Source organism: Paenibacillus sp. 1001270B_150601_E10 (genome assembly GCF_015558675.1).
GTDB lineage: Bacteria > Bacillota > Bacilli > Paenibacillales > Paenibacillaceae > Paenibacillus_B.
Genome location: NZ_JADMOL010000001.1, coordinates 50,350 through 76,832, shown reverse-complemented (window position 1 = coordinate 76,832; position 26,483 = coordinate 50,350). Strand labels below are relative to the sequence as shown.

The 26,483-nt window shown below is 45.4% G+C and carries 23 protein-coding genes, 1 pseudogene and 1 riboswitch; of the genes and pseudogenes, 20 read left to right on the top strand and 4 right to left on the bottom strand.

Features of this window, described 5'->3' with window-relative positions:
- The first annotated feature begins 120 nt into the window (after positions 1-120).
- The 5 genes and pseudogenes from thyA (at position 121) to I2H74_RS00340 (ending at position 6,491) form a co-directional block, all read left to right on the top strand.
- Complete coding sequence (gene thyA, locus I2H74_RS00365) at positions 121-915, top strand: thymidylate synthase (protein WP_195570671.1); 795 nt, start codon at positions 121-123, stop codon at positions 913-915.
- 50 nt (positions 916-965) lie between these two features.
- Complete coding sequence (locus I2H74_RS00360; protein WP_195570669.1) at positions 966-1,451, top strand: dihydrofolate reductase; 486 nt, start codon at positions 966-968, stop codon at positions 1,449-1,451.
- Positions 1,452-1,677: 226 nt separating this feature from the next.
- Positions 1,678-3,165 (top strand): glutamate synthase subunit beta, encoded by a 1,488-nt coding sequence (locus I2H74_RS00355; RefSeq protein ID WP_195570667.1) that lies wholly within the window; start codon positions 1,678-1,680, stop codon positions 3,163-3,165.
- Between the two features lie 195 nt (positions 3,166-3,360).
- Positions 3,361-3,873 (top strand): annotated as a pseudogene (locus I2H74_RS00345) (DinB family protein).
- A 314-nt stretch (positions 3,874-4,187) separates the two neighbouring features.
- Entirely contained in the window at positions 4,188-6,491 is a 2,304-nt protein-coding gene (locus I2H74_RS00340; protein ID WP_195570662.1) for a type IA DNA topoisomerase, read from the top strand.
- Positions 6,492-6,635: 144 nt separating this feature from the next.
- On the opposite strand, the gene I2H74_RS00335 is transcribed toward I2H74_RS00340, so the two are convergent.
- Both I2H74_RS00335 and I2H74_RS00330 read right to left on the bottom strand, forming a co-directional pair.
- Positions 6,636-7,397, bottom strand: a complete 762-nt coding sequence (locus I2H74_RS00335; protein WP_195570660.1) for an HAD family hydrolase — start codon at positions 7,395-7,397, stop codon at positions 6,636-6,638.
- Between the two features lie 86 nt (positions 7,398-7,483).
- A complete protein-coding gene (locus tag I2H74_RS00330) occupies positions 7,484-8,398 on the bottom strand; it encodes an ArsR/SmtB family transcription factor (RefSeq protein WP_195570658.1) in 915 nt (304 codons plus the stop codon).
- A 152-nt stretch (positions 8,399-8,550) separates the two neighbouring features.
- Here I2H74_RS00330 and I2H74_RS00325 point away from each other — a divergent pair, with 152 nt between their 5' ends.
- The 6 genes from I2H74_RS00325 (at position 8,551) to I2H74_RS00300 (ending at position 15,042) form a co-directional block, all read left to right on the top strand.
- Positions 8,551-9,756, top strand: coding sequence for an MFS transporter (locus tag I2H74_RS00325; protein WP_195570656.1), 1,206 nt, complete (start codon positions 8,551-8,553; stop codon positions 9,754-9,756).
- Between the two features lie 191 nt (positions 9,757-9,947).
- A complete protein-coding gene (locus tag I2H74_RS00320) occupies positions 9,948-10,679 on the top strand; it encodes a phosphonate ABC transporter ATP-binding protein (protein WP_195570654.1) in 732 nt (243 codons plus the stop codon).
- 71 nt (positions 10,680-10,750) lie between these two features.
- The gene (locus I2H74_RS00315) at positions 10,751-11,371 is read left to right on the top strand and encodes a DUF3298 and DUF4163 domain-containing protein (protein ID WP_324253965.1); all 621 of its coding nucleotides are present in this window, start codon (positions 10,751-10,753) and stop codon (positions 11,369-11,371) included.
- A gap of 203 nt (positions 11,372-11,574) precedes the next feature.
- Positions 11,575-12,885: an FG-GAP repeat domain-containing protein gene (locus tag I2H74_RS00310; protein ID WP_229106259.1), complete on the top strand. Its 1,311-nt coding sequence runs from the start codon at positions 11,575-11,577 to the stop codon at positions 12,883-12,885.
- A gap of 19 nt (positions 12,886-12,904) precedes the next feature.
- Entirely contained in the window at positions 12,905-13,603 is a 699-nt protein-coding gene (locus I2H74_RS00305; RefSeq protein ID WP_195570651.1) for a response regulator transcription factor, read from the top strand.
- Positions 13,582-15,042 (top strand): sensor histidine kinase, encoded by a 1,461-nt coding sequence (locus tag I2H74_RS00300; protein WP_195570649.1) that lies wholly within the window; start codon positions 13,582-13,584, stop codon positions 15,040-15,042. The genes I2H74_RS00305 and I2H74_RS00300 overlap by 22 nt, the downstream gene beginning before the upstream one ends.
- Positions 15,043-15,286: 244 nt before the next feature.
- On the opposite strand, the gene I2H74_RS00295 is transcribed toward I2H74_RS00300, so the two are convergent.
- On the bottom strand, positions 15,287-16,684 hold the full coding sequence (locus I2H74_RS00295) for an MFS transporter (RefSeq protein ID WP_324253964.1): 1,398 nt from the start codon (positions 16,682-16,684) through the stop codon (positions 15,287-15,289).
- A gap of 156 nt (positions 16,685-16,840) precedes the next feature.
- Here I2H74_RS00295 and I2H74_RS00290 point away from each other — a divergent pair, with 156 nt between their 5' ends.
- From I2H74_RS00290 to I2H74_RS00270, 5 genes are all read left to right on the top strand, one after another.
- Positions 16,841-17,515: a helix-turn-helix transcriptional regulator gene (locus I2H74_RS00290; protein ID WP_195570647.1), complete on the top strand. Its 675-nt coding sequence runs from the start codon at positions 16,841-16,843 to the stop codon at positions 17,513-17,515.
- A 736-nt stretch (positions 17,516-18,251) separates the two neighbouring features.
- Positions 18,252-19,061, top strand: a complete 810-nt coding sequence (locus I2H74_RS00285; RefSeq protein WP_229106258.1) for a transporter substrate-binding domain-containing protein — start codon at positions 18,252-18,254, stop codon at positions 19,059-19,061.
- A 123-nt stretch (positions 19,062-19,184) separates the two neighbouring features.
- The gene (locus I2H74_RS00280) at positions 19,185-19,844 is read left to right on the top strand and encodes an amino acid ABC transporter permease (protein ID WP_324253963.1); all 660 of its coding nucleotides are present in this window, start codon (positions 19,185-19,187) and stop codon (positions 19,842-19,844) included.
- Entirely contained in the window at positions 19,831-20,553 is a 723-nt protein-coding gene (locus tag I2H74_RS00275) for an amino acid ABC transporter ATP-binding protein (protein ID WP_195570643.1), read from the top strand. Before I2H74_RS00280 ends, I2H74_RS00275 begins: the two co-directional genes overlap by 14 nt.
- 231 nt (positions 20,554-20,784) lie before the next feature.
- Positions 20,785-20,972, top strand: a riboswitch (cyclic di-AMP (ydaO/yuaA leader).
- Positions 20,973-20,981: 9 nt separating this feature from the next.
- Positions 20,982-21,731: a 3D domain-containing protein gene (locus I2H74_RS00270; RefSeq protein WP_195570642.1), complete on the top strand. Its 750-nt coding sequence runs from the start codon at positions 20,982-20,984 to the stop codon at positions 21,729-21,731.
- An 80-nt stretch (positions 21,732-21,811) separates the two neighbouring features.
- Here I2H74_RS00270 and I2H74_RS00265 read toward each other — a convergent pair whose 3' ends face one another.
- Positions 21,812-22,924 carry a polysaccharide deacetylase family protein gene (locus I2H74_RS00265; protein ID WP_229106257.1) on the bottom strand — a complete coding sequence of 371 codons (1,113 nt, stop codon included), beginning with the start codon at positions 22,922-22,924 and terminating at the stop codon, positions 21,812-21,814.
- Positions 22,925-23,205: 281 nt separating this feature from the next.
- Between I2H74_RS00265 and I2H74_RS00260 the strand changes: the two genes are divergently transcribed.
- The 4 genes from I2H74_RS00260 to I2H74_RS00245 all read left to right on the top strand — a co-directional run bounded on the left by I2H74_RS00260 (position 23,206) and on the right by I2H74_RS00245 (position 26,383).
- Complete coding sequence (locus I2H74_RS00260) at positions 23,206-23,910, top strand: dihydroorotate dehydrogenase electron transfer subunit (RefSeq protein ID WP_195570640.1); 705 nt, start codon at positions 23,206-23,208, stop codon at positions 23,908-23,910.
- Complete coding sequence (locus I2H74_RS00255) at positions 23,891-24,823, top strand: dihydroorotate dehydrogenase (RefSeq protein ID WP_195570638.1); 933 nt, start codon at positions 23,891-23,893, stop codon at positions 24,821-24,823. The genes I2H74_RS00260 and I2H74_RS00255 overlap by 20 nt, the downstream gene beginning before the upstream one ends.
- A 1-nt stretch (position 24,824) precedes the next feature.
- Positions 24,825-25,178 carry a hypothetical protein gene (locus tag I2H74_RS00250; protein ID WP_195570636.1) on the top strand — a complete coding sequence of 118 codons (354 nt, stop codon included), beginning with the start codon at positions 24,825-24,827 and terminating at the stop codon, positions 25,176-25,178.
- A gap of 521 nt (positions 25,179-25,699) precedes the next feature.
- The gene (locus tag I2H74_RS00245) at positions 25,700-26,383 is read left to right on the top strand and encodes a PspA/IM30 family protein (protein WP_195570634.1); all 684 of its coding nucleotides are present in this window, start codon (positions 25,700-25,702) and stop codon (positions 26,381-26,383) included.
- Positions 26,384-26,483 lie beyond the last annotated feature (100 nt).

Sequence of the window (26,483 nt, the reverse complement as noted above, 5' to 3'; positions counted from 1 at the left end):
GCATGTTTTAAGCGTGAGAAGATGCCTCGTTATGGCTTCTAGCTGTCGGGAAAATCCATAGCCATAGTTGAAGGTTTAATGGTACACTTAAATGAAGTCTGTAAAACGGAGTGAAGATAAATGAAAGCATATTTAGACTTATTACAAGATGTTCTAACAAATGGAGTAAAGAAAGAAGACCGTACAGGAACAGGGACATTGTCCGTATTCGGAAGACAGCTTCGATTTGATTTGCAAGAAGGATTTCCACTAGTAACGACAAAGCGCTTGCATTTGAAATCCATCGTTCATGAGCTGTTATGGTTTTTGAGCGGTGAGACGAATATTCGTTATTTGAAAGAAAATGGCGTATCGATCTGGGATGAATGGGCAGATGAAAATGGCAACCTGGGACCTGTATATGGTTCACAATGGCGTAACTGGGAAACCAAGGACGGCAAGGTCATCGATCAAATCACGAATGTGATTGAGCAAATCAAGAATAACCCAGATTCACGACGCCTGCTTGTTTCGGCTTGGAATGTAGGAGAGGTGGATCAAATGAAACTGCCTCCTTGTCATTACGCTTTCCAATTCTATGTTGCGGAGGGCAAGCTTAGCTGCATGCTTAACATGCGTTCTGTGGACACGTTCTTAGGGCTGCCGTTTAATATTGCGAGCTACGCATTGCTAACCCATATGGTTGCACAGCAGTGCGACTTGGAGCCAGGTGAGTTCATCTGGACGGGCGGAGATGTGCATATTTATTCCAATCATATGGAGCAAGTGAAGACACAGCTTGAGCGTGAACCCTATCCGCTTCCAAAGCTTATTATTAAGCGCAAGCCATCTTCTATTTTCGAATATACATTTGATGATTTTGAATTTGAGGGCTATACGTATCATCCATCAATTAAAGCACCTGTTGCGGTATAACTAGCTGCACATACTCATGAACGTCGATAAATAGAAGAGGGGGGCTACTTTTGGGAATTAGTATGATATGGGCGATGGATCGCAATCAAGTAATAGGGAAAGATAATGCATTGCCTTGGCGGCTTCCAAACGATATGAAGCACTTTATTGCGGAAACACGGGGAAAGACCGTTGTCATGGGTCGTAAAACGTTTGAATCCATCGGATCGCCACTGCCTAAAAGACGCAATCTTGTATTGACGCGCAATTTGGAATGGAAGGCTGAAGGTGTTGAGACCGTTCATGATTTTACTGATGTAGTGAAGATGGCGGAGCATGAGGTGATCATGATTATTGGCGGCTCAGAGGTCTATCGGTTGGCTTTGCCATATGCGGATAAGCTGATCGTGACGTATATTGATCATGAATTTGAAGGAACGGATTATTTCCCAGAAGTCGATTGGAATGAATGGACGCCCGTTAGCGAGCGAGAAGGCATTCTAGATGAACAAAATACTTATCCACATCGGTTCGTAACTTATCAACGTCACGCCTGAGAGGACACTTGAGGGCAGGCACAGCAAGCATTGCTTTAGTCAAGTAGTGCAAATGTTAAGACGTTTTCTCTATGTCCAAGTCTATTGAATTTTTATAAAATGTTATGAAATGAAATGTCGAAGTTTGGTAAAAATCTTTCTTGCAACATCATTTATCCACGTTTATATTGGAGAATAAATGAAGTATGTGCATAGAGACGGACAGATGGATGGAGGAGTACACAGTATGTCAACACCTACTGGTTTTATGGAATATACAAGACAGATCCCAGCTGACCGTGATCCGCTAGAACGCATCAAGGATTGGGAAGAGTTCCACAAGCATATGAATGATGAAGAGCTTCGCCTTCAAGGAGCTCGCTGTATGGATTGCGGAACACCGTACTGCCATACAGGGCTCGAGATTACAGGCGGGACATCCGGCTGTCCAATTAATAACTTGATTCCAGAATGGAACAATCTTATTTATCGAGGTTTGTGGCGAGAAGCACTTGAGCGTCTTCATAAGACGAATAACTTCCCAGAGTTTACGGGCCGCGTCTGTCCAGCTCCATGTGAAGGTTCTTGTACCGTGGGCCTGATCGGTGAGCCTGTAACGATTAAGACCATTGAGCAAGCGATTATCGATCGTGGCTTTGACGAAGGTTGGGTGAAGCCTGAGCCGCCTGCACAGCGTACAGGCAAGAAGGTGGCTGTAGTTGGCTCTGGTCCAGCAGGATTGGCCGCTGCTGCTCAACTGAACAAGGCAGGGCATTTGGTTACGGTATATGAGCGTGCAGATCGTATCGGCGGACTCTTGACTTACGGTATTCCTACGATGAAGCTTGATAAAGACGTTGTACAACGCCGTGTAGATTTGTTGGCAGCTGAAGGCATTACGTTTGTAACGAATACGGAGATTGGCAAGGATATCTCTACTGAGCAATTGCAGCAGGATTATGACGCTGTCGTGCTGTGTGGAGGAGCAACCAAGCCGCGTGAGTTCAATATTGAAGGCCGCGAGCTCAAGGGCGTTGAGTACGCGATGGACTATCTGAATGGCTCGATTAAGAGCTATCTGGACAGCAACTTGGAAGATGGCAATTACCTGAGTGCGAAGGATAAGGATGTTATCGTCATTGGAGGCGGAGATACTGGAACTGACTGTATCGCTACAGCACTTCGCCATGGCGCTCGCAGTGTAACACAGTTCGGTACGCATGCGAAAGCACCGCTGGTACGTGATACGGTTAACAATCCTTGGCCTCAATTTCCGAATGTATATACACTGGATTATGCACATGAAGAAGCCAAAGCGTTATATGGTCAGGATCCACGTGAATTCTCCATTATGACAACGAAGTTCGTCGGTGATGAGCATGGACATGTAAAGGAACTTCACACCGTTCAAATCGAGCGTATCGTAGATGAGACGGGCCGCAAGATTTACAAGCCCATTGAAGGGACAGCGCGTGTATTCCCAGCACAGTTGGTTCTTATCGCGATTGGTTTTGACGGTCCTGAGAAGACATTGATCGACGGATTCGGATTGGAAACAGATCGTCGCTCTAATGTGAAAGCAGAGTATGGGAAGTATCGTACCAATGTCGATCATGTATTTGCAGCTGGCGATATGCGTCGCGGGCAAAGCCTGGTTGTCTGGGCGATTAATGAGGGCCGCGAGGCAGCGCGTGAGGTTGATCGCTATTTGATGGGAAGCACACTCCTTCCTTAACAGACGATCATTTTACTATTAATCATAGTGAATTAGTCAATCAACTTTTCATTCATCGTAGTGCGTTTCCTTTCAATATTAGGATCGGCGGTATGAAATTCATCCATTACTTGATCCATTCTCCATGTGAATTTGCAATACCTCGTCTATCTTAATAGCGGTGTGGAGAGAGGGGCGGTTGCTGTGGATCAAATCATGCAGATGTATCATTATCATGTGTGGGCAAACTCGAAGATTATCAATCGATTGAAAGAACTACCCCTGGACATCTATGAGCGTGAAGTGAAGAGTGTCTTTCCAACTGTGAAGAAAGTACTGACTCATTTGTATCTAACTGATTATGTATAGTTTCGATTCATGACTGGTCATAGTAGAAGCAACACCTTAGCGGATGTTCAAGAGTTGAGCGTGCAGATGGATTCCATATCATTAGCTGAGCTCGAAACGCTATATGAGGAGCTAACAACGAGATATCAAGCTTTTCTGCATGAACAGGATGATCTGGAACATACCGTTGTTGTTGAGACTCCGCTTGGTGAACCTTTAACAACATCACTTTCTGGAATTTTGTTTCACGTAGTTAATCATGGCACTTATCACCGTGGCAATATTACTGCCATGCTTCGTCAGCTAGGGCATGCGTCTGTGATGCAGGATTATGTACTATACATGTATGATGAGAATGAAACGCCTTCGTCTACTTCATAGTAGAAGTGAGTATGGTTTGTGAAAGGAATGAGCTGTCGAGGATTACTCGGCAGCTTTTTCGTATTGGTTATTGAAGTTCACATGATGGATTTCTTATCTTCATATAATAACATAATATATATTATGTAAACTAGTTGTGAATTCCTATTCATTATGATAAATACCACGTTTTGAATAGGATCATGAAAACGCAAAAAACCATAAAAAAAGCAGGCGTTTCACGTTATCTAGTGCACAGATTTTTTATTCGTGTTAGACTAAAATACTAGAATATTCAACACAATGAATACAACCAGAAGGGTTGGAAGTTCGGTATGTCTACAGGAAAAATCCTTGTTCTGGCGGAAAAGCCGGATATGGGGCGCAATATAGCGCAGGTGATTGAGCCGCGTGCGAAGCGTCATCGCACGCATATGGAAGGCGATCGCTATATTATTACTTGGGCGATCGGCCATTTACTAGGATTAGCAGAACCGGATCATTATGATCCAAAATATAAACGATGGAATTTTCAAGATCTCCCAATTATGCCTGATTCCTTTAAGATTATTGCATCAAGACGAACGAAGGATCAGCTTAAAGTGATCGGTGAACTAGCAAAGCAATGCGACTCGATCATCAACGCATGCGATGCTGGGCGAGAAGGGCAGTACATTTTTGCCCTAATCGAGCAGTATTGGAAGTGGAAGAAGCCTGTCCAGCGGCTATGGATCTCAGACCTTACGCCTGAGACGATCCGTAAAGGCTTTGAGCAGCTAGAGGACGCTTCTAAGTACAATAATCTGACGTCAGCTGCTAGAGCACGAAGTGAAGCCGATTGGCTGATTGGGATGAATGCATCTAGAGCCTTTACGACGAGGCACCGAACGCTGCTATCCGTTGGTCGTGTTCAAACGCCCGTTCTTGCCTTGATCTATGATCGTCAGGAAGAAATCGATAAGTTTGAGCCTGATCGGTACTTTGAATTGTCAGCGATATTCGAGCAGAACGGCACCACTTATAAAGGGGTTCGTGTAGGGGAACGAATTCGCAGCGAAGAGGAAGTAGGGAAGCTAAAGTCGTCGTTAGAAGGTAAAGCTGGGACCATTGATGATTTTCAGGTGAAGGAAGGGAAGGAATACCCGTATCGCTTATATGATTTGACACTCCTGCAGCGTGAAGCGAATGGGAAGTTCGGTTTCTCAGCGAAGAAAACCCTTGATATTGCCCAGGCTTTGTACGAGAAGCATAAGGTAATCACATATCCTCGTACCAACTCGAACTATGTAACCGAGCAGAATATTCCTTCCATGCACGATACATTAAGGATGCTGAAGTCAATGGACCTATATTGCGAAATGGCAGAGAAGGCAGAGCCTAGCCGTGTTCATAAGGGGAACAAGGGCGTATGCCAGCCAGTAAAGGTTGAGGATCACCATGCGATTCTTCCAACAAAGAAGCGTCCAGGCACTTTATCACCAGATGAGGCCAAGATCTATGATCTTATCGTTCGCCGCATGCTTGCCCACTTCTATCCGCCTGCAGAGTATACGCTTTATACCGTTATGACCAAGCTGGGAAGCGAGATGTTCAAGACCTCTATCAAGCAGTGGACCCTTCGGGGATGGAAAGAGCTCTATGACCAGGATGAAAAGAAAAAAAAGAAGAGTACCAAGCGTACGAGTGGCGAGAAGAATGAAGAATCCTCTGATGAGCCTGAAGAGTGGGGCGGAACAGAGCCCTTTAAGGTTGATACGAATCAGCCTGTTCAGGTGAAGGAGCTTAACGTGGACTCAAAAGCGACCCAACCGCCTAAGCCGTATACAGAAGGGACCTTGCTTAAGGCAATGGAAGGCGCGGGGAAGGATCTTGAGAATGAAGAACTTCGCGATGCGATGAAGGATGCCGGACTCGGTACGCCGGCTACTCGCGCTGCTGCCATTGAACGGTTAAAGCAGGTAGGCTATGTCTCAATGAGCGGAAAGCGTATCGAGCTTACCCTGAAAGGCAAGACGGCTGTAGAGCTTATCCGCCATGCGGGTGTTCAGCTATTGACCTCTCCTGAAATGACCGGGCAGTGGGAGAGACGGCTGTCACAGATCGCAAGCGGCGAAGCCTCCAGAGACACCTTTATGGATGCTGTTCGCAAATTTACGACGCATGTGATCGACTGTGTAGGCAAGCAGCGTGCGGTATCAGGTGAGCTTCTCGCACAATTTGAAGAAACGAGCAAGCAGAAAGGTTCAGGTAAAAAACAGGGAACGAAGCGAGGAACAGCAACGAAAGCAGGCACTAACAACACGACTGCTGCCGTCGCTAGTGCTGACGCAAAGAGCAGTGAACGAGAGAGCGGAGAGCGGTCCGCATTCGGGACATGTCCTCGTCCGGGCTGCGGCGGCACGATCATCGAGGGACGAAAGGGCTTTGGCTGCTCCCATTTCAAGCAAGGCTGCAAGTTTGTAATCTGGAAAGAGCAGCACGCTATGCATAAGACGATATCGCCGTCTATGCTTCAGAGTTTGCTGTCTAAAGGGCATACCCAGCTGTTGACCTTTACTAACCAAGGATCAAAGTTCAAAGGGCGAATCGTGCTCGCTAATCCGGAGATAGGCGATTTGAGCGTGGAACGAGAATCGTAGCTGTTCTGGAAATGTATCTGACTCCTGGCTTATCGAAATCAAACGATACTTATCAAAAATTGAAACCCCCGAACCTTTGCAGGAATGCATGGCCGGGGGTTCACTTTTTTTCTTAACCATTTGCTCTCGGTCAAAACTTGTGGACTACGCTTTATTGCTGACCCACTGCTGAATCGTCGATGGTACCTCTGTCAGCTTCTCGATCGTATAGAACGCGCCTTGCGGCTTCACATCGAGATCGACAATGTTAAAGGACCATTCGGTTGGCTGCTTCAGATAGATCGCATGAATACCGTTCGTAAGCGCTGGAAGGACATCCGTTCTTAACGAATTGCCGATCATCCAGGTGTGAAGGCGGTCTAAGTCTAATTGCTTCAGGATATCCTCTAATGCGTCAATCGATTTGTGCTGACGAATAAAGATTCGATCATCAAAGTACTCCTTAAGCTTCATTTGATCGATCTTGCGCTGCTGAATGACTGCCTCGCCACCCGTATATAGATACAGCTCGTGCCCTTCATCTCGAAGCTGGTTTAGCGTATCGATCATTCCAGGGTAGGGCTCGACTTCCATCTCATACACGCTCATGCCAAGCTTCCAAAGCTGATCTTCTTCTTCCTTAGAGGTGTCTCTACCTGTAAGGGTGGAAAAATGATTCCAGGTATGAATTAAGGATTTGGGGAAATGCGTGCTCACAAACCCAGATTTGGCGACGCCAGCAATATCATATTCGTTTTGAATGGTGCGAATTTCTTTGACGGTGACCCGATAGGATCGAAACCATGTCTTCATGAGATCAAAAAATTGATCGAGCACCGCATCAAAATACTTGTTGCAGTAGATGAGTGTATCATCCATATCAAACAATAGGGTTTGCTTACTCAACGAATTCGTTTGTTTGTTCATGTGTGCCACCTCCAAGCGCACTTGACACTCGTTTGGAAATGACATTTTCCAAAAGAAATGCTTCTGAAGCTGCATGCATCATACGGTCAAGGGCGAACATAATTCTCTAAAAATAGTGATAAATCAGACAGGCCTTCCTGGCGCAGCGCAATCTTCTCTACCTCGCCGTTCCAGTAAGTCTGAATATAGCCTGCTGCTCTAAGAATGGCCAAGTGATGCTTTACGGCATTCTTGCCAAGGTTGAGATGCGCGGTAAGCTGTGAGAAGGTCAGAGGCTCGTCCGCAATGGATCTTAAGATCTGAAGTCTCACTTCGTTAGACAGTGCAGAGATCATGCGCGTCAACGACAATGGCGGTCCTGCCTCGTCAGACTCATCCGCATGCGCAGCATACAAGATCAGCGTTGTCTTCTCGAATGCACAAGTCATGTTAATCGGCCGATAATGCCATAAAGGCGCAAGGACGACTTCATGATGGGGATCGGGATGATTGAAGATGACACCGTTGGTCGCCACTTCAATTAACTCCCTTGGATTCATTTTGTACATGAGCTTGAGCTTCTCATTCGCATCCTCAAGGATCGGAGACTCCCAATTTGTGGAGGAGGGTTCGAGATACAGCTCGTTCCACATGCGAAGAGCAGGCACAAACAGTTCTTTAATCATGGTAACATGCTTCTTGCGAAAGGGTTGTCCATAGGAACGAAGCAAGCATTTCCAATCCGCTTCTGACATCTCTTCTAATTGATCCAAAAAAACAGGGATGTCATGAGGGTGCTGGCGCTCTAAAGCAGCAGCGTATAAAAGATCGAAAATATGTATGGATGCTTGCTTCAAAACTGCTGCGGTGCTGGTGAAGGCTTCGGGCATCGTCTGCTCCACATGCTCGCTCCAGCTTACACCTAGATCGACGTTGCGTATCCACTTTCGATGTACAAACAGCATGTAGCTGCTGATGAGCTCATATACCGGTGAACAGTCGATACGAACTTGAAGGGCCATTGGTGGACCTCCTTATCAGGTCATTGGTCGGTATTACATATTCATTATGAATTGTGTTACAGGCAATTGTCTACTATAATGTTCAAAGTGCATGAAGCCGCACATCCGCTTCATGTTTTTTTTGTTGCGATCAAAAGTGGGAGGGGAAAGATATGCTATCATCATTCCGACGTCCGACAACATCCCCTGCTTGGCAATTTGTTATTTTGATTACCGTAGTGATGTTTACCGGACTCAGTCAAGGGCTGTTGCTGCCTCTGCTGACTATTTTTCTGGAGAGAATGGGAGTTCCTTCAGATTTAAATGGGTTAAATGCAACCGCATTGTATATTGGCACCTTTGCGATGATGTTTTTTGTAGAAAAGATACTTAGAAAGCTGGGCTACAAGCGCATGCTGCTTGGCGGCATGCTTGTGGTTACGATTGCCTTGACCTTGTTTCCTATTTTCCCTAGCATCGGGCTGTGGTTCGTGCTTCGGATTGTCGTTGGAATCGGGGACAGCGCGCTCCATTATGCGACGCAGCTGTGGGCAGTAACAATCAGTCCCGCAGACCGACGCGGACGCAATATCTCTTTATATGGAATGGCTTACGGAGTAGGATTCAGTCTTGGGCCACTTGGGATTCAACTTCTAGGCATTAGTGACTCTGCGCCATTTATCCTGATCGTTGGATTGTTTATTCTTGTCATGCTGGTCGTATGGTTTAAGCTTCCGAATCAGGACATGAACGCCATGCATGGTGAGGCAAGACCCAATAAACGATACACTCGCTCTTATCAATGGGCATGGTTTGCGTTGTTGCCTTCCTTCTTATACGGTTATATGGAATCGTCCATGAACAGCAATTTTCCCGTATATGCGCTGCGTTTAGGACTGGATCAATCCTGGATTGCTTTCCTGCTTCCTTTCTTTGGACTAGGAGCGCTCATCCTGCAGCTTCCGCTAGGAATGCTGAGCGACCGGATCAATCGTAAAGGCGTGCTGATTAGCTGCGGGATTGCAGGCGGACTTCTATTCTGTCTGGTACCGCTGGTAGGAGATAACCCATGGGCGATTCTGGTCTTGTTTATGGCGATCGGAGGACTCGTCGGCTCGTTCTTCTCACTTGGGCTTGCTTATGCGGCGGATATTCTGCCGAAGGCCTATTTGCCTTCTGCGAATGTGATAGCCTCTGTTCATTTTAGCTTGGGATCCATCATTGGTCCGAACTTAGGCGGTTTCGGTATCCGATATTTATCAATCGGCAGCATGTTTTACTTCTTAGGAATTGGTTATATATTGTTCTCTATTATCGGGCTGCGCTTCCGCGGAAAGGTCATCGCAGATGAAGGAGAAACTGCTTCTCAGGCCTCATAACGCATTCATAACTGGTTGTCTCTTCTGCATGATGGTGAAAAAACCGCTTGCATGAAGGTGACAACCTTTTTTAACATAAGAGGATAGGAATGTTCATCCTATGAAGCTTGAATGGACACCGTCATTTGTTTTTCTTACAATAAACATATAGATCTCTTTAGACAGAGCCTCGAGAGGAGCGCATTCAACTTATGTTAAAAATAGATCGATTAGTCAAGCAATACCCGCCAGACACAACCGTTCTGAAGGGAATCAGCATGGAAATGCATCATGGGGAATTCATTGGAGTTGTAGGGGCAAGCGGTTCGGGGAAGACAACCCTGCTTAAGTGCCTTGCGATGCAAGAATCATGGACAAGCGGTGCCTACTATGTCGATGGCACGGATGTCATAAAGCAGAATGCCCTTGTACGTCATAAGTTAAAACGCGAATTTGCCTATTTGGAGCAGAATCCAGTATTGTCGCCTAACCGCAAGGCGTTCAAAAATGTATTGATCGGGCGCTCCAGCCAAACACCGCTTTGGCGGATGGCGACAGGCATGGTCCGAAACGATGATTATATGGGAGCCATGGATGCATTAGAGCAGCTAGGGCTGCTCGACAAAGCCAAGGTAGAAACGGGAAAGCTAAGCGGCGGTGAGAAACAGCGCGTAGCTATTGCACGCGCTCTTGTTCATGGAGCAAAGGTAATACTCGCGGATGAACCGGTACTTGGCCTTGATCCTCATGCTGCTGAGGATGTGATGAAGAACTTCCAGATGATCTGTCAGAAGGAGCGCTGTACGGTCATCGCCGTATTCCATCAGGTTGAATTGGCAGAGCGCTACTGCACACGTATTATTGGAATCGGCGAGGGCGAGCTAAAGCTCGATATCCACGGCAGAAAGCTGCTGCAGAACGAAAAGCGGATGCTGCAGCTGTAGCATCAGCAGGCGAATGTCACGAATAGGGAGTTAGGATCATAAGCTATTGCTATAACCGTTTCATGGATGAGGTGATAGCATTGTCTTTGCATCCGCTTCCTGTGCAGACTCGAACGGAAGTGATTCGCAAGCCCAAATTAGAAGTATATGTTCCCCAAGTGATTGAAGCCGGATCAGCGGAAGCCACAAAGCGCATCAATCGGACGCTGCATCAGCATGCGGTTGAGCTTATTCGCAAGACGGGCTATGGCGAGGCTGACCAAACCGAGGTGACTGGAAACTACGAAATAAAGCTAAATGAGCGAGGCCTGATCAGCGTATTGCTGATTGTCTATGGTTACACCCAAGGTGCAGCGCATGGCATGACCTATCAGGAAGGCTTAACGTTTGATACGAATACAGGCCAGCTGATCACGCTAAAGGACCTGTTTAAGCCAGGCGCGCCGTATGTCGATGTGCTGAGCAAGCAAGTCGCAAGCCAGATTAAAGAGCGTGATATTCCTGTATTAGAGCCCTTTTCGAAGATTAGTCCTGATCAGCCATTCTTTTTGACGGATAAAGCGCTTGTGCTGTTCTTTAACCTTTATGATTTAGTGCCTTACGCTTACGGCTTTCCTTATTTTCCAATCTCGATATACAGCCTAGAGAGCATCAGCAAAGAAAATGGCCCGCTTGGCACCTTATGGTACTAAGTGATTATGGAGATGTCTGGTTGCTGCATCAGTCAAGACCAGGCATCTCTGATGCTATTGTTTGTAATGGGTTTGTCACCTATTGGTGATCTTTTTTTTTTATGATAGAAGGTGTTCTTAAGCTAATATTATAGGTGTAGAACAATCTATCGGGTATATTTATTCTTAAGTCGTTAGCTTGAGATAGAGAAATGAGGGATGTGATGAGACGCTCGTGGTTCAAACGAAGCGGAATCTGCTTGCTTCTTGCCTGCACATTCATCATCAATGGTTGTGAAGTGGTCCAGGACCCTAAGCTGTTAATGAGTGTTCCGAAGCTACCAGAAGAGCAGGCGAACCTGATGAGTATTATCAATGCTCAGCTGCCTGAAGGCGCGGAGAAGGTTCGACCGAATAACTCCTCGGATGGCAGTGCAGTTAGAATGGCAGATCTTGATGGTGACGGAAAGGCAGAAGCCATCGTATTTTATGAGGTGCCAGATAGTGAAGTTCGGCTACATGGCATGATTCTCAAGAGTGATGGCAAGGAGTGGACAAAGGTAGCAGATTTCGAAGGAGGCGGCGTAAGCCTTGATTATGTAGAGACGGTCGATTTGACGAGAGACAATCGATTGGACCTGCTTGTTGGGTATGGAAGCCAAGATCAGGATTCCTTAAATAAAGGAATGGTCGTATACTCCTTTGTCAACAATCGGATTGAAAAGATATTTGAGCAGCCTTATTCACAGATTGTGATCAATGATCTTGATGGTGATTCTAAGAAAGAGCTCTATATTGTCAGCCAGCATAAGGGAAAGCCGCCTGTATTAAGCCAGTATCAATATATTGACCAGAAGCTTACCAAAACGGCTGAAATCCAAATGGATGTTCAGGTTAACCTCGTTTATAATATGGTGTCAGGCTTAATTAGCAAGGACAAGCGTGGCCTTGTCTTAGATACGGTTACAGGATCAAACTATTACATGTCCGTTGCACTATTGTGTGAGGACGGGCAATTTTACGAAGCGTTCCCGAAAGAGAAGACGATCCGCAGTCAATCTTACCCAAGCACCGATGTCAACAACGATGGCATCATTGAATTTGTTAAAAATGAAACGCCGCAAGGCTGGGATATTTTCAGAGAGTACGAAATTCCTTACTTCCTTGACTATTATCAGTGGGATGGCAAGGAAAAATTAACGCTTGTACAGAAGCAGTACCGCGATTATGCAGACCGATTCCATTTCGCCATTCCAACCTCTTGGTATGGGCGAGTATCGATTGATACAAAGTCTGATCGCGATGAATATTTGCGCTTTATTGATTATCAAACCAATGAAACGCTTGCGGAAGTGAAGTTCTTCAGTGTGGAGAACTGGGAGCGATACAAGAATAAATGGACGTACCTCGCTGCATATGGCGATGAGGTCATCGGTATATTGAGCAAGGAGCAATTGAAGCTGAATGACGGTTCTTTGAAGCTGCCTGAGCTTGAACATGAAGGCGAGCAGCAGGAGAAAAAGTCAACCAAATAACAGAGGAGGTCATACACGGATGACAAAAATATTGATCCTAGAAGATGAGGAATCCATTCGCAGCTTTATCGTAATCAATCTTAAACGCAATGGCTTTGAAGTCGTGGAAGCTTCAAACGGCAATGAAGCGTTGGATAAGCTGTTAAGTGATCAAACGATCGATATTGCGCTGCTTGACGTGATGGTGCCAGGCATCGATGGCTTTGAAGTATGCCGTAGAGTCAGAGAACAGAATGAGCGCTTGGGCATTATTTTCTTGACGGCTAAGGTGCAGGAACAGGATAAGGTATATGCACTATCTGTCGGTGCAGACGACCATGTAAGCAAGCCTTTCAGCCCAACGGAGCTTGTGGCGCGTATTCAGTCGCTGCTGCGCCGCGTACACTCCTATCATCAAGCTTCTCAGAAGGTCGTGTATCATTCTGGCCCCTTCACGCTTGATCTTATTGCAAAGCGCTTTATGAAGGATGAGGAAGCGATAGATCTTACACCTACAGAGTTCTCTCTGATTCAATATTTCATGGAGAAGGAAGAGGTAACACTGAGTCGTGACGTATTGCTTGATCATGTATGGGGCAAAGAGTACATGGGCGATCCGAAAATCGTGGATGTAAACGTGCGACGGTTAAGACAAAAAATCGAGGATGAGCCTTCATCTCCGAAATATATTGAAACAGTCTGGGGACATGGATATAAATGGAAGGGAACCGTTTCCTAATCTTTAAGCCTGGTATACGGCGTTCAGTCGTCATGCACTACTTTATCGTCGTATTCCTAACGATGCTGATCCTAGAAGTGATCTTTATGCTTGCGGTGAGAACCTATTACTATGACGCTGTATATAACCATTTGCGCTCTCATGCATCGGCCACTTCATCCTACTATCAGCGCTATGTAAGTGTCTTATATAATGAAAATGACCGTACCTTATTGCCGGAGCTCTTGAATATTTTTCAGCTTGATAACGCTGAGGTTCAAATCTTGGACAAGAAGGGCGATGTGCTGATTTCACACACGGGCTTTCAAATTAAAGACCCGATTCGAACATCAGATGTGCTGATTGCCGTAAACGAAATGAAGATGTCGAGATGGGTAGGCAAGATGCCCGAGACTGGAGAAATGGTCATGGCGGTATCTACCCCTTTGCTTGCCAAAGGGGACGTGCGCTATGTGCTTCGGCTCGTCACTTCGCTTGATAACGTAAATCAAAAGCTGACCAGCACGGTGCTGTTATCCTTTGTGATCTCAGCTTCCGTTCTCGTGCTTGTTTTGATCATTAGTATCGGTCTCGCCAACTCGATTGTAAAGCCGATCAATGATATCACAGTGGCCTCTGCACAAATGGCAAAAGGCAGGTTCGATGTCAGGGTGACAGAGGAATACCGCTATGAGCTCGGAGAACTGGCGAAGACTCTGAACTTCATGGCGCAAGAAATTGTTCGAAGCAATCAAATGAAGGATGACTTCATCTCTTCAATCTCTCATGAATTGCGAACGCCGCTTACTGGCATCAAGGGCTGGAGTGAGACGCTCTTGTCTGGCAATATGGACGATCCGGAAGAAACGAAGTTTGGTCTAAATATTATTACGAAGGAAACAGACCGGTTGATTGGCCTTGTGGAAGAACTGCTGGACTTTTCTCGCTTGCAGCAGAACCGAATTCAGCTTCAAAAGGAACCGGTCGTTCTTGCGAATCTGCTTGAGGAGACCATCTTCCAGGTGAAGTCGAAAGCCGATCAGAAGTCCATCGAGCTTCAGTTAAATCTTACGGACGAAGCGATTAGCCAGATTCAAACTACTGGTGATGAAAACCGATTGAAGCAGGTATTTTTGAATCTGATTGATAATGCCATCAAATTCTCTCCACTGCACTCGACGATTAAGGTCGAACTGGAACGTGACGACAGCTATTGTTATGTCAAGGTGATTGATAATGGAATTGGCATTAACAAGGATGATCTGCAGAAGGTCATGGATAAGTTCTATCAGGTTAACCCTGACCGTGGAGGAACTGGACTTGGCCTTGCAATCAGTGATGAGATTGTGAAGGCGCATGGCGGGGAGTTATCGCTTCACAGCGAATCACAGGAGGGGACAACAGCGCTGGTTAGATTGCCTCTTCGTACGGAATGTACGGACGATGAGACGATTGCATGATAGCTTAAATGAATGATGAAGAAACCGCGTAATGACCCTTCATGTGAGAAAGTATAACTGAAAAAAATATCTAAAGCTGACGTCGACGATGTGTTGACGCCAGCTTTTTTATATTGATTTCAATCTCTTTCTCTATCCAAATGGAATCCATTATAAAAGGATTATTCTTTATTTGTCTCGCGAGCTTCAGGTTTTCCGTGTTATGAAGATAGTCTTATCAAGCTCATTGACATTGAACGAATGCCTAGCTTGAATAGGTTTGATTTGCTGTACATGCTGCAGTATCTGCCTGTTTAATGCGTGAGCTTGCAGCTAAGCTAAACAGTACCAATGCTAGATTAAATGCCATTGCTATCGTGATGGCAGCTTCCAGCGATAAGCTTGCCGTTTGGCTTATGGCGATGATGGCGCCTCCGATCCCGATCGCGACACCAGGCGTGAAAGAGTCTGCAAATTGCAAGCTTCCCGATACTAGGCCGGATTCTCCCTCCTTGGAATATGAAAAGGCAAGGGTTCCGCTGGTTGTATGAGCGAGACCAATCCCGATCCCTGCAATGATTTCACTAAGCACCGCTAATACGACATTTAAAGCAGGCACCCATATCATCATGCCGATGCCTAAGATCATGAGCAGAATCCCTGCAACAATCCGTTTCTGTCTGCCTCTGCCTTGATCCTTCGCATCCCATCGTGCCTGAAGGATAGCAACGATACACCAGCTTAGCGCCGCACTTGCCACAATAAGCCCTGCTCGGTCCGCTGCGATGCCCTTTGTATCCGTTAAGGCGAGGACCAGGAAGTTCTGGGTGCAAACATAAGCCGCGAAGAACAGGCCACGTGAGGCGATCAGTGAAGGAAGTCCAAAGCGAAAGGTCAATGTCCCTGCTGGGAGAAGCTTGCGTAGGGGCTGGGCCATGAGAATAAGGCCTAGGATCAGAAGCAAGATGCCTAGTGACTTCGGAAGCATGCCTAAGCCGGTCAAGAAGATTCCAGTTCCGATGGCGAGTATGACGGCCATTCCGGTGACCCCAGATTCGTTCTTTGCTTGAGCATTCGGCATGTTCAGCTTACGGAAGACAGGCAGACTAAGAAGCACGGCAAGGAAGAGAAATGGAAGCACGCCCCAGAATACAAATCGCCAAGACCATTGTTGGGCAATGAGCCCGGCAACATAAGGACCAAGCATCGAGGGCAATACATAGGCTGTGCCTAGAGCGCCTAGTATTTTTGCTCGTAGTTCATCTGGGTAACTTAAGGAGATGGCAGAGTAGATGCAGGTATACATCGCACCAGCGCCAAAGCCCTGCAAAGCTCGCGAGCCAATGAGGACGTACATGTTGCTTGCAATAGCAGCGATCACCAAGCCGGCTGCAAATAATATGATGGCGATCGTAAACAGCAAAGCAGGCCCTTTGCGGTCGATCTGACGACCGATGACCAACGTGCCAATGATTTGGGCGAGCAAATAGGCGCTGAAGATCCAGCCGAATAGGGGAAGACCGTTGAGATCACCGGCAATAGCCGGAGCAACCGTCGTCACAGCCAAGCCTTCAAATCCAATCGTCATCGCTGCCAAAATGATGCCAATCGATAAAGCCAAATAGCGCGGGGCAAAAATACTTTGTGATGCCAACCGACTCACCTTCCATCCTCATGTATTCTCGTTACACGAAGTATCCGGATACTTTATATATAAAGATCTTTAGAAACAAAATATACCAATCGTTTTGACTTTGTCAAGAATTATCTTTATAATCTCTGTATAAAAACTTTCTCTAAAGAACGAAGGTGAGCGAAAATGAAAAAAGAGAGATCGCAAACTAAGCTGGGTGCTGAAAGAACGAGAAGAAGCATTGTGAAACTGCTAAAGCATAATGCCTCCATGGATGCTCATCAGTTGGCAAACGAGCTTGGCGTCACTGCAATGGCTGTTCGTCAGCATTTGTATAGTTTGCATGAGCAAGGGCTCGTCACTTATACAGAAGAGGCAAGAGCAATGGGGCGGCCAGCGAAGATGTGGGGGCTTACGTCTGAAGCTAATCGGCTTTTCCCGGATGGATATGCGGATCTTACAATCAGTCTGATTCAATCGATGAAAGAAGCGTTTGGCGAAGAAGGCTTGGATAAGATGCTTGATATTCGTAATCGCAATCAAATAGTGGATTATCAGAGTAAAGTCGCAGCAAGTCTTCCCTTAGAGGATAAGTTAAGCGCTTTCGCAGCGGCTCGGACAGCAGAAGGATATATGGCGGAATCCATTGAGAACGAAGATGGCACCTATTATTTTGTGGAGAAGCATTGTCCGATCTGCGAGGCAGCGAGAGCGTGTTCTGGGCTTTGCAGCAAGGAAGTTGAGATGTTCCAGCAGGTGCTTGGACATGACGTGGAGATTATTCGATCAGAGCATATATTGTCTGGGGACAATCGTTGTGTGTACTGGATTAAGCCATCAGATGCTTCGAAGGACTTATAAGATGTTATGGTGTGTGATACAAAGATTGTGAAGTAAGGGGAGTAGAGCTTGTACAGCAGGTATAGGCTCTCTTTTCCTTTTTGATTACATATGAAAACCAAATTTATGCAAGTCTACCTCAACATTGCTGCAAATCCTGCTTTTTACCAAACATTTCTTTTACTTTTCACCCCTTATCCGCTATTATAGATACGGTCGTTAACATACAATGTACATAAATATACAGATTCTTCTATATTTGAAACAGGAAATGCAATATTCTTACATTTAATGGTTCGAAAATTGTACCGGCATTAAGTGTAATATAATACCAAATTAATAATAGAATGATTATCATACATTTGCATGATTACATATTGATTCTTAAGTGGGTTTAATAAAAGAACCGGGTTGCACCAGAAATGGTTAAAGTGAAATAAGGGACGGCCGTGTGTTCAAATTTCTGATTTAGAGTGATATAACGGGGCTGATCAGAATATTTGTCCGCATCTTTCTGTTGATTGATACGGGATGAGCACGTACCGATTAGGGAATCCTATGCAGAGCAGAAAATGTTATCGAACAATGGTAAGATAATAACGCTTTTATAAATCATGGCAAGATAGCTCTAATAAAGTATTTTCAAAAAAGTATTGTATAAGTATGCATAAGTATGTATAATGAGGTCATTCCACCAGACAAGCTGGTGCGCATTTATCTGATCATAGACATTTATAGACGAAGTGGGGTTACATCAATGAAGAAACATAAATTTTTTAAACTAGCTACGGTTTCTATGCTACTCATGGCGCTTCTTGTAGGCTGTGGCGCTAAGGAAGATCGTTATGATGCAGCCATCAGTGCAAAGAAGATTATAATGGCGACAAATGCAGAATATGCACCTTTCGAATTCCATAAAGATATCGATGGCAAGGATCAAATTGTAGGTTATGACATATTAATCGCGCAAGAGATCGCGAAGGATCTTGGCGTTGAGTTGGAAGTAAAGGATATGAGCTTCTCTGCTGTTGTAGAGAGCGTAGCAACGGGCAAGGCTGACTTTGCAATGGCGGCAATGGACCCAACGCCTGAACGCGAGAAGGCGATGCTGTTCTCTCAGACATACTACACCGCAGTAGCTGGGGTGCTGGTTAAGAAGGATGACGCCGATAAGTTCAAGACTGCAGATGATCTTAAAGGCCTGACCGTTGGCGTGCAAACTGGTTCTACTTTCGTAGACGTTGCTCAGCAAATTCCAGCATTCAACGATAAAGAGCAGCTTATGCAGCTTGATAAAGTAGGAGACCTCGTACAAGCGCTTGAGAGCAATCGTGCAGGAGCCGTTCTTGTAGAATTGCCAGTCGCACAAGCCTATGCAGCGAACAATCCGAATGTTGTGATTGCGCCGATCGAATTGAAGCCAGCAAGTGAAGGTTATGTAGCTGGTGTGGCGAAGAGCAGTCCAAAGCTGCAAGAAGCCATTAACAAGACGATTGACCGCTTAAAGAGCGAAGGCAAGCTTGATCAATTTATTAATGAGGCGAATCGTCTCGTTGAAAGCGAGTAAGCCTTGCTTTGTGAAGGATAAATAGCTTTTTGAGCAGAAACGCTTCCTGTCCCTGAGACAAAGGTAGCGTTTCTCCGTGTTTTATCACCTTTAAGGCGAAAGATGGAAGGGGAGTCAATATTCGTGAATGTATTTCAAACGATTTTAGAGTATAAATCCGGATATTTATCTGGTGTAGGGGTAACGGTAGCCTTATCCTTACTAGGGGTACTCGTTGGTGTTATTCTAGGGATTATTCTTGTTCTTATGCGCATATCAACCATCAAGCCGCTGCGCTGGATTAGCGTGACGTACATTGAGATCTTCCGTGGAACGCCGCTGCTTGTACAGCTGTTCATTGTATACTTCGGTCTGTCTGAATATGGGATTACGACAAGCATGTTTGGCGCAGGTTTGATTGCGGTATCCATGAACAGTGCAGCCTATCTGGCTGAGATCTTCCGAGCAGGGATTCAAGGCGTGGATAAAGGCCAAGCTGAAGCCGCACGCTCCTTAGGGATGGGCAAGGCCATGACGTTCCGTCATATTATCATGCCGCAAGCGCTTCGCAGTGTTCTGCCTGCGATCGGGAATGAGTTCGTCACAATTATTAAAGAAACATCGATCGTTAGTGTAATCGGTCTAGCTGATCTTATGTTTGAGACTAACATTATTCGTTCGAAGACATACACAGCGCTTGCGCCATTGCTTGGAGCTGCATTCTTCTACTTCATCATGACATTTACACTGTCCAAGTGTATTGTGGCTCTGGAAAGGAAGTTGAATAAAGATGATCGAAACTAAACAGCTGCATAAATCATTCGGTAAAAATGAGATTCTAAAAGGCATCGATCTGAAGATCGAAAAAGGAGAAGTCGTTGTGATCATCGGACCATCCGGGTCTGGTAAAAGTACATTCCTTCGCTGCCTCAACTTATTGGAGATTCCTACCTCAGGGGAAGTCATTTTTGAGGGAGAAATCATTAATAAGAAAAATCACGATATTAATAAAACACGTGAAAAGATGGGGATGGTGTTTCAATCCTTTAATCTGTTCCCGCATATGACAGTGCTTGATAATATAACAATTTCACCAATGAAGGTGAAAAAGATGAATAAGGGCGAGGCAGCAGCAATCGCAATGGACCTGCTTCAGAAGGTAGGGCTTGCTGATAAGGCTAATGCTTATCCATCGCAGCTCTCTGGCGGCCAGAAGCAGCGGATCGCGATTGCTAGAGCGCTTGCCATGCATCCGCATATGATGCTTTTTGATGAGCCGACATCTGCGCTTGACCCAGAAATGGTCGGCGAGGTGCTGGGTGTCATGAAGGGCCTTGCCGAATCTGGAATGACGATGGCTATCGTTACGCATGAAATGAGCTTCGCCCGCGAAGTAGGCGATCGGATAATCTTTATGGACGGCGGCGTGATCGTAGAGCAAGGCCCGCCAGAGCATATCTTTGGGAATCCCCAGCATGATCGCACGAAGGATTTCTTAAGCAAGGTTCTATAGGAACTAGCCGCTTTGGACATATTCATAAGTACATGTAAGCACCTTCTATGTACCTAGTACAGAAGGTGCTTTTTGATTTTCTTTCATTCCATATCATGCCATTCATAGGTCTAACGGTGACGAATTTGTAATGTTCTTGTAATAAAAAATAGTTCTTTAAGCCCTTGATGCACAAGGGTTTTTCTTCACTTACAATAAATACCTGCGCACAGGTTACAAAATTGTGATATGATGCTTTCCGAGCCGAACACATGATTGTGACGGGGGACGCTTTCTCGATTCTTTAGAGCTTTGCAAGCTTTTTCAAAGGATCTTGGGGTGAATCACAAGACGCTAATTCGAAGCAGCACCAAGCGTCTAGACGGGAACTCCTTACCCGAATCCGACAACTAACCCCGATGGCGTACATCAAGGAGGTACTTAGATCTATGAATAAAAGACTGCTAGTAACAGTTACCGGCGCGCTGTTAAGTGTAGCCACTGTACTTGCGATTCTGCCAGTTTATGCTTCTTCTGAAACACCAGAGAGCACAAATACGTTCTATTCGGTAGCACAACAATATAAGTTAAGCATGGAATCATTAATTGCTGATCATCCGATGCTTGATGCGAAGAATACGATGGGTGGAGTGGAAGTGAAGATGCCTGAGCCGGCGTCTGATCTTGCCAAGATGAATGCGACGGAAGCGAAGGCTTCTTCAGCACAAGCGAAGGAGCAAGCTGCTGAAGTGAAGCAGGCTGCACCTGCACAGCCGAAGGCTGCGAAAGCAAGCGAGCCTAAAGCGAAGACAGCGAAAGCAGAGCCGGCTAAAAAGGCTCCGACGAATGTCGTTAACATTAACGGCCGCGACATGAAGTATTCCAAGAAGTTTTCCATGAAAGCAACGGCTTACACCGCTCATCCAAGTGAAAATGGTCCTTGGGGTGCGGTAGACGCACTCGGCAACGACTTGAAGCTTGGAACCGTTGCTGTCGATCCGGATGTGATTCCACTTGGTACGAAACTGTTTGTAACCGGCTATCAATTCAGCCACCTTCCTGCTGGAGGTTATGTAGCGATAGCATCTGATACCGGAAGCAAGATTAAGAAAAAGCGTATCGATCTGTTCGTACCTGTAAGCAAAGAGGTTGGTTCAACCTTTGGCGTACAGCAAGTGGAAGTATACGTATTGAAGTAATAAGGAGACTTGAATACAAGCAGACCTAATCTTATTCGATTAGGTCTGTTTCGCTTTTTCCGATACTTTTCGTGGGATGTTTAGTGATCACGTTTTTGCTGCTGATCATTCAACAGTTCTGGCAGCGTAACGAATGAATATTGCTGAGCACGAAGCTTCTTTATAATAGAAGGAAGCGCATGAATGGTATTCTGCAAATATTCGCGCTTGCCGTTGCCGCCCGCATGCTGCAGAACAATAGATCCTGATGAAACGGTGGACATGACATTCTGCTCTACTGCTTTTGTAGAAATTCCTCGCCAATCATTTGAATCTACATCCCAGTTCACGACAAGATAGCCATGATCGCCTGCCCACTTTAATTGCTCCTCCGTTATTTCGCCAAATGGCGGACGGAAAAACCTCGGTTTATATCCAGCAATAGACTCAATAACCTGTTCGGTATCCTTAAGCTGGCTGATGAATTTAGAGAGCTCTGCTTTGGTCAGCAAAGGATGATTATACGTATGATTGCCGATCACATGCCCTTCTTCAACAATGCGCTTTACAAGGGCCGGATGCGTCTTGGCTCGGTGTCCGACCAGAAAGAAGGTGGCCTTCACATCCATTTCCTTTAAAATGTCGAGTACGACAGGAGTGACCGTATTATCGGGTACATCATCAAAGGTCAAGGCAACCTTTTTCTCAGAAGAAGAGCCTCTCATCTTAAATACTTCAGGATAACGTATGCGAAGCTCTGGCAATGTAAGCTTGCGCTGCTTACTCATCACTTGAGAATGAACCTGATTCTGCTGGTTGGCTGCTTGCATTTCTTTTGTTTGTCGCGAGCTATGCTTGGTGTATTGCTGTTTAGATTGCCGCTGCCGCTTCAAGTATGATGAGCTTGAATGCTGAAGCTGTTTTTGCTGCTGTTTTTGGGTATGAAAAGAAAACTTCAACTTCTCTTCGGGCTTGTCCGATCTCGCTGATTTTGATGCACGTTCTTGCTGCTCTACGTTCATTTTATCGGTATTGAGCTTCAGGGAGGTTTTTAATTTTTTATCGCCATCAGGGGAAGGGGGCGTTGATGAGAGAACCCAATCGGCCTGTTCAGGAATAGATGGCAGCGCCTTTTTTGGATCCTGTACCGTATGACATCCTCCAAGGAGCGAAAGAATGAAGCAATACATGATGATTTTTAAGGAAAGCCTCATTGTAGGTCTCCTTTCCTGTAAACAATTGATACCTTTGTTATGTCCTCCAAGAACATGAAATATGCTTTTCTTGGCTGGGCAGTTCTATCCATATCTCATACTAGGAAGAAATGTAAACCTAATTAGAGATTTCATGTAACATTAGAAAACCTTTCTAATAATCTGATAACTTTCGTACACTGTATCAAAAGTTTTCAAACTTTGTGAGGATAGTCACAGTTAATGTGCTTTCTTAATGACATAGTTATAGATGATGTAAACCTTACAAAGGGAGAATGACTGTGCACACAATTGTTTCCAATGAACGCATCTCAGAAGGCATTTACCTCATGACGGTAGAAGGTCAATTTCAAGCGCGCATGGGCCAGTTTTACATGCTACGCGCTTGGGATCGGGAGCCGATATTATCCCGTCCCATCAGTATTTTCAATGTGGAAGCGAATTGCATCCAATTCTTGTACAAGGTAGCTGGTGAAGGCACGCGAATGTTTGCTCGTTTGCGCGCCCAGGATCAAATTCAGCTGGAAGGCCCATTCGGAAATGGATTTCCGGATGTAACAGGCAAGACAGCATTGATTGGCGGCGGCATAGGCGTAGCTCCGCTGTTGTATACAGCGAAGCAGCTGAAGGACAAGCCCGATATTTATCTCGGCTTCCGTGGTCAATCGTATTTGACTGAAATGTATGAGCCCTATGCGAATGAGCTCAATGTTACAGTTAACGGAAACCTTCTAGAAGATTTGGATCTCGGAAAATACGATCAAGTATTTGTATGCGGTCCACTCGGTATGATGAAGGCTGTGGCGTTAAAAGGCGAGGGAGTCGATACGGACATTTATGTCTCCTTCGAAAAACGAATGGCGTGCGGCATTGGAGCATGTTATGTCTGCTCTGTGATGAACAAGGAGAAAAATAAAAAGGTTTGTTCAGACGGACCTGTATTTCTTGCACAGGAGGTGGATTGGCATGCGGAACTTAGCTTGTAAAGTGGCCGGAATTCCTTTTAAGAACCCTATTATTATGGCGTCAGGTACGTTTGGCTTCGGACGTGAATTTGCCAAGCTGTACGATATCAATAAATTAGGCGGTATCTCGTCGAAGGGCTTAACGCTCCATCCACGCAGAGGAAATACGGGTACCCGCATCATTGAAACTGCGAGCGGAATGTTGAATAGTGTTGGTTTGGAGAACCCAGGCATCGATGCATTTTTGAAGGAAGAGATGAAGTTCTGGGAAACCATCGAACCTGTTAAGATCGTAAATCTAGGTGGAAGCAATATAGATGAATATGTGCAGGGTGCGCTCAGAATAACGCAGGATGCAGATGATCGTCGCAAGAGCAAGCTCCAGGCCGTGGATATGATTGAATTGAACATATCATGTCCCAACGTAAAAGAAGGCGGGATTGCCTTCGGAATCAAGACGGAGGTTGCGCGCGAGGTCATTCGCGAAGTTCGTCAGGTTACATCCCTACCGCTTGCGGTGAAGCTCTCGCCTCAGGCAGAGGACATCGTGAAGATGGCTGTGATGTGCGAAGAGGAAGGTGCTGAGAGTATATCACTCGTTAATACCTTCTCTGGTATGAAGATCGACATTTATCAGCGCAAGAGCATGTTCAACAATATGTACGCAGGGTTGTCAGGGCCTTGCATTAAGCCAATTGCGCTTCGTATGGTCCACCAAGTGGCAAAGGCAGTCGATATCCCTGTCATTGGCATGGGGGGCATCTCCTCCGCATCTGACATCATTGAGTTTATTATGGCCGGAGCCGAAGTGGTTCAAGTAGGAACGTACAACTTCATGAACCTTCGTGCAGGAGAAGAACTTCTTGCTGGGCTTCAGAGCTTTATGGAGCTAGAAAACATTCAAAGCCTCGATGAGATCAGAGGGATTATTTAAGATGAGCTGGAACGTGCCTGATCATTCCATTCAATGCAGCGTTCAAGCACTCGGCCGTGATTGGCTCGTCACGCTGACTGGCGGAGAAGTTGTAATGGATCATCACATTGGAGCCGTATCGACAGCTTATAGAGATATGGAATCCAAAGAGTGGAATGTCATTACCCAATCGATTCCTGGGCATAAGGAGCATTTGCTGACGGAAGCCATGGCGCTAGAAGCAGGACAAGCATTGAACGGAAATGTAACAGTTGTTGCAGGCATTCACTTCGATCATTTAACAAAAGAGCAAATTGCGTTGGTCGTAGACGAGGCTTGGTCCTGTTTTCGTGGGGCATTATCAAAACAAGCATAACCTTTAGAATGTATTTTCAAAACCGTTTTCTCGCGGTAAGGGCAGCTTAGCAGCTCTTGTTGCAGGAAGCGGTTTTTGTTGTTTTAGGGCAGTTGACGTCAAAAAATCACGAATCAATCAAATATTTAATGATATTAATCAAAAAAATGAATGCAGGCAAATAACATTCTGATCAACCAACAATTGTAAATAAACATAATATCAATATACGTCTTTGCACACATATATGGGAGGTTACGAGTTCCCTAGTCACTGTTCTCCATATGCACTATGTATCGCTGCTTAGTCAGTCACAATGGAGTCAGTCACAACCAGCTCGATTTTCAAAATTGTCCCAACCATTCAGAAATCAACAGGAAGAACGTATCCGAATCATTTAATATGGTGTGCTTTACATAAGCTTAAAATAAGCGCAATATAAGATTTAGATACAAAAATGAAACTCACCTAAATACCGTCCGTATTATATTAGCAATAACCTTAAAACTGTTTTGGTACATTCTTGAGGAGGTAATAACCTTATGTCATTATTCAAACGTTTAAGAGATCTAACCATGTCTAACTTGTATGCTTTGATCGACAAAGCAGAGGATCCTATCAAAATGACGGATCAATACTTACGTGATATGCAAGAGGATCTTGAGGAAGCAGAGCGCGCTGTTGCCCAGCAAATTGCAATTGAAAAACGCTTTAAGCAGCAATACGAAGAGCAAGAAGCACTCGTGAAAAAACGCGAAGAACAAGCTCATCTTGCTGTTAGCGCAGGCAACTTGGATCTTGCCCGCCGTGCTCTTGAAGAAAAGAAAGCTGCCGAGCAGAAAATGTCCGAGTTCAAAGTGAACTATGACCAGAATAAAGCTGCTGCTGACAATCTCCGCGGCAAGCTTAACGAAATGCACAAGCAGTACACCGATATGAAGAACAAACGCGAAACGCTTGTCGCTCGCTACAATGCGGCAAAAGCTCAGAACGAGATCAACAAAACGATGTCTGGCTTCGGCTCCGATACAGCAACAGCAGGACTTAAGCGCATGGAAGAAAAAATGCTGCAGATGGAAGCACAAGCAGATGCGAGCAACGAGTTGCTTGGCAAAAACAGCTCCTTGGATGATGAGTTCGCTAAGCTTGGATCCAGCAAAGAAATTGAAGATGAACTTGCTGCAATTATGAAAAAAGTACAAGATGAGAAGGCAAACGGGAATTAATGTCCTCCTTTCCACATATGTACTTTTGATAGGATGAATGTGAGAAGACGCTTGCGAATGCAAGCGTCTTTATTCGACAGCAAGTGAATGCATGATGATA

Excerpts from the sequence above, each read along its gene's own strand:
- thyA (WP_195570671.1), top strand. The coding sequence starts at position 121 with ATGAAAGCATATTTAGACTTATTACAAGATGTTCTAACAAATGGAGTA.
- I2H74_RS00355 (WP_195570667.1), top strand. The coding sequence starts at position 1,678 with ATGTCAACACCTACTGGTTTTATGGAATATACAAGACAGATCCCAGCT.
- I2H74_RS00340 (WP_195570662.1), top strand. The coding sequence starts at position 4,188 with ATGTCTACAGGAAAAATCCTTGTTCTGGCGGAAAAGCCGGATATGGGG.
- I2H74_RS00335 (WP_195570660.1), bottom strand. The coding sequence starts at position 7,397 with ATGAACAAACAAACGAATTCGTTGAGTAAGCAAACCCTATTGTTTGAT.
- I2H74_RS00330 (WP_195570658.1), bottom strand. The coding sequence starts at position 8,398 with ATGGCCCTTCAAGTTCGTATCGACTGTTCACCGGTATATGAGCTCATC.
- I2H74_RS00325 (WP_195570656.1), top strand. The coding sequence starts at position 8,551 with ATGCTATCATCATTCCGACGTCCGACAACATCCCCTGCTTGGCAATTT.
- I2H74_RS00320 (WP_195570654.1), top strand. The coding sequence starts at position 9,948 with ATGTTAAAAATAGATCGATTAGTCAAGCAATACCCGCCAGACACAACC.
- I2H74_RS00310 (WP_229106259.1), top strand. The coding sequence starts at position 11,575 with ATGAGACGCTCGTGGTTCAAACGAAGCGGAATCTGCTTGCTTCTTGCC.
- I2H74_RS00305 (WP_195570651.1), top strand. The coding sequence starts at position 12,905 with ATGACAAAAATATTGATCCTAGAAGATGAGGAATCCATTCGCAGCTTT.
- I2H74_RS00300 (WP_195570649.1), top strand. The coding sequence starts at position 13,582 with ATGGAAGGGAACCGTTTCCTAATCTTTAAGCCTGGTATACGGCGTTCA.
- I2H74_RS00290 (WP_195570647.1), top strand. The coding sequence starts at position 16,841 with ATGAAAAAAGAGAGATCGCAAACTAAGCTGGGTGCTGAAAGAACGAGA.
- I2H74_RS00285 (WP_229106258.1), top strand. The coding sequence starts at position 18,252 with ATGAAGAAACATAAATTTTTTAAACTAGCTACGGTTTCTATGCTACTC.
- I2H74_RS00275 (WP_195570643.1), top strand. The coding sequence starts at position 19,831 with ATGATCGAAACTAAACAGCTGCATAAATCATTCGGTAAAAATGAGATT.
- I2H74_RS00270 (WP_195570642.1), top strand. The coding sequence starts at position 20,982 with ATGAATAAAAGACTGCTAGTAACAGTTACCGGCGCGCTGTTAAGTGTA.
- I2H74_RS00265 (WP_229106257.1), bottom strand. The coding sequence starts at position 22,924 with ATGAGGCTTTCCTTAAAAATCATCATGTATTGCTTCATTCTTTCGCTC.
- I2H74_RS00255 (WP_195570638.1), top strand. The coding sequence starts at position 23,891 with ATGCGGAACTTAGCTTGTAAAGTGGCCGGAATTCCTTTTAAGAACCCT.
- I2H74_RS00250 (WP_195570636.1), top strand. The coding sequence starts at position 24,825 with ATGAGCTGGAACGTGCCTGATCATTCCATTCAATGCAGCGTTCAAGCA.
- I2H74_RS00245 (WP_195570634.1), top strand. The coding sequence starts at position 25,700 with ATGTCATTATTCAAACGTTTAAGAGATCTAACCATGTCTAACTTGTAT.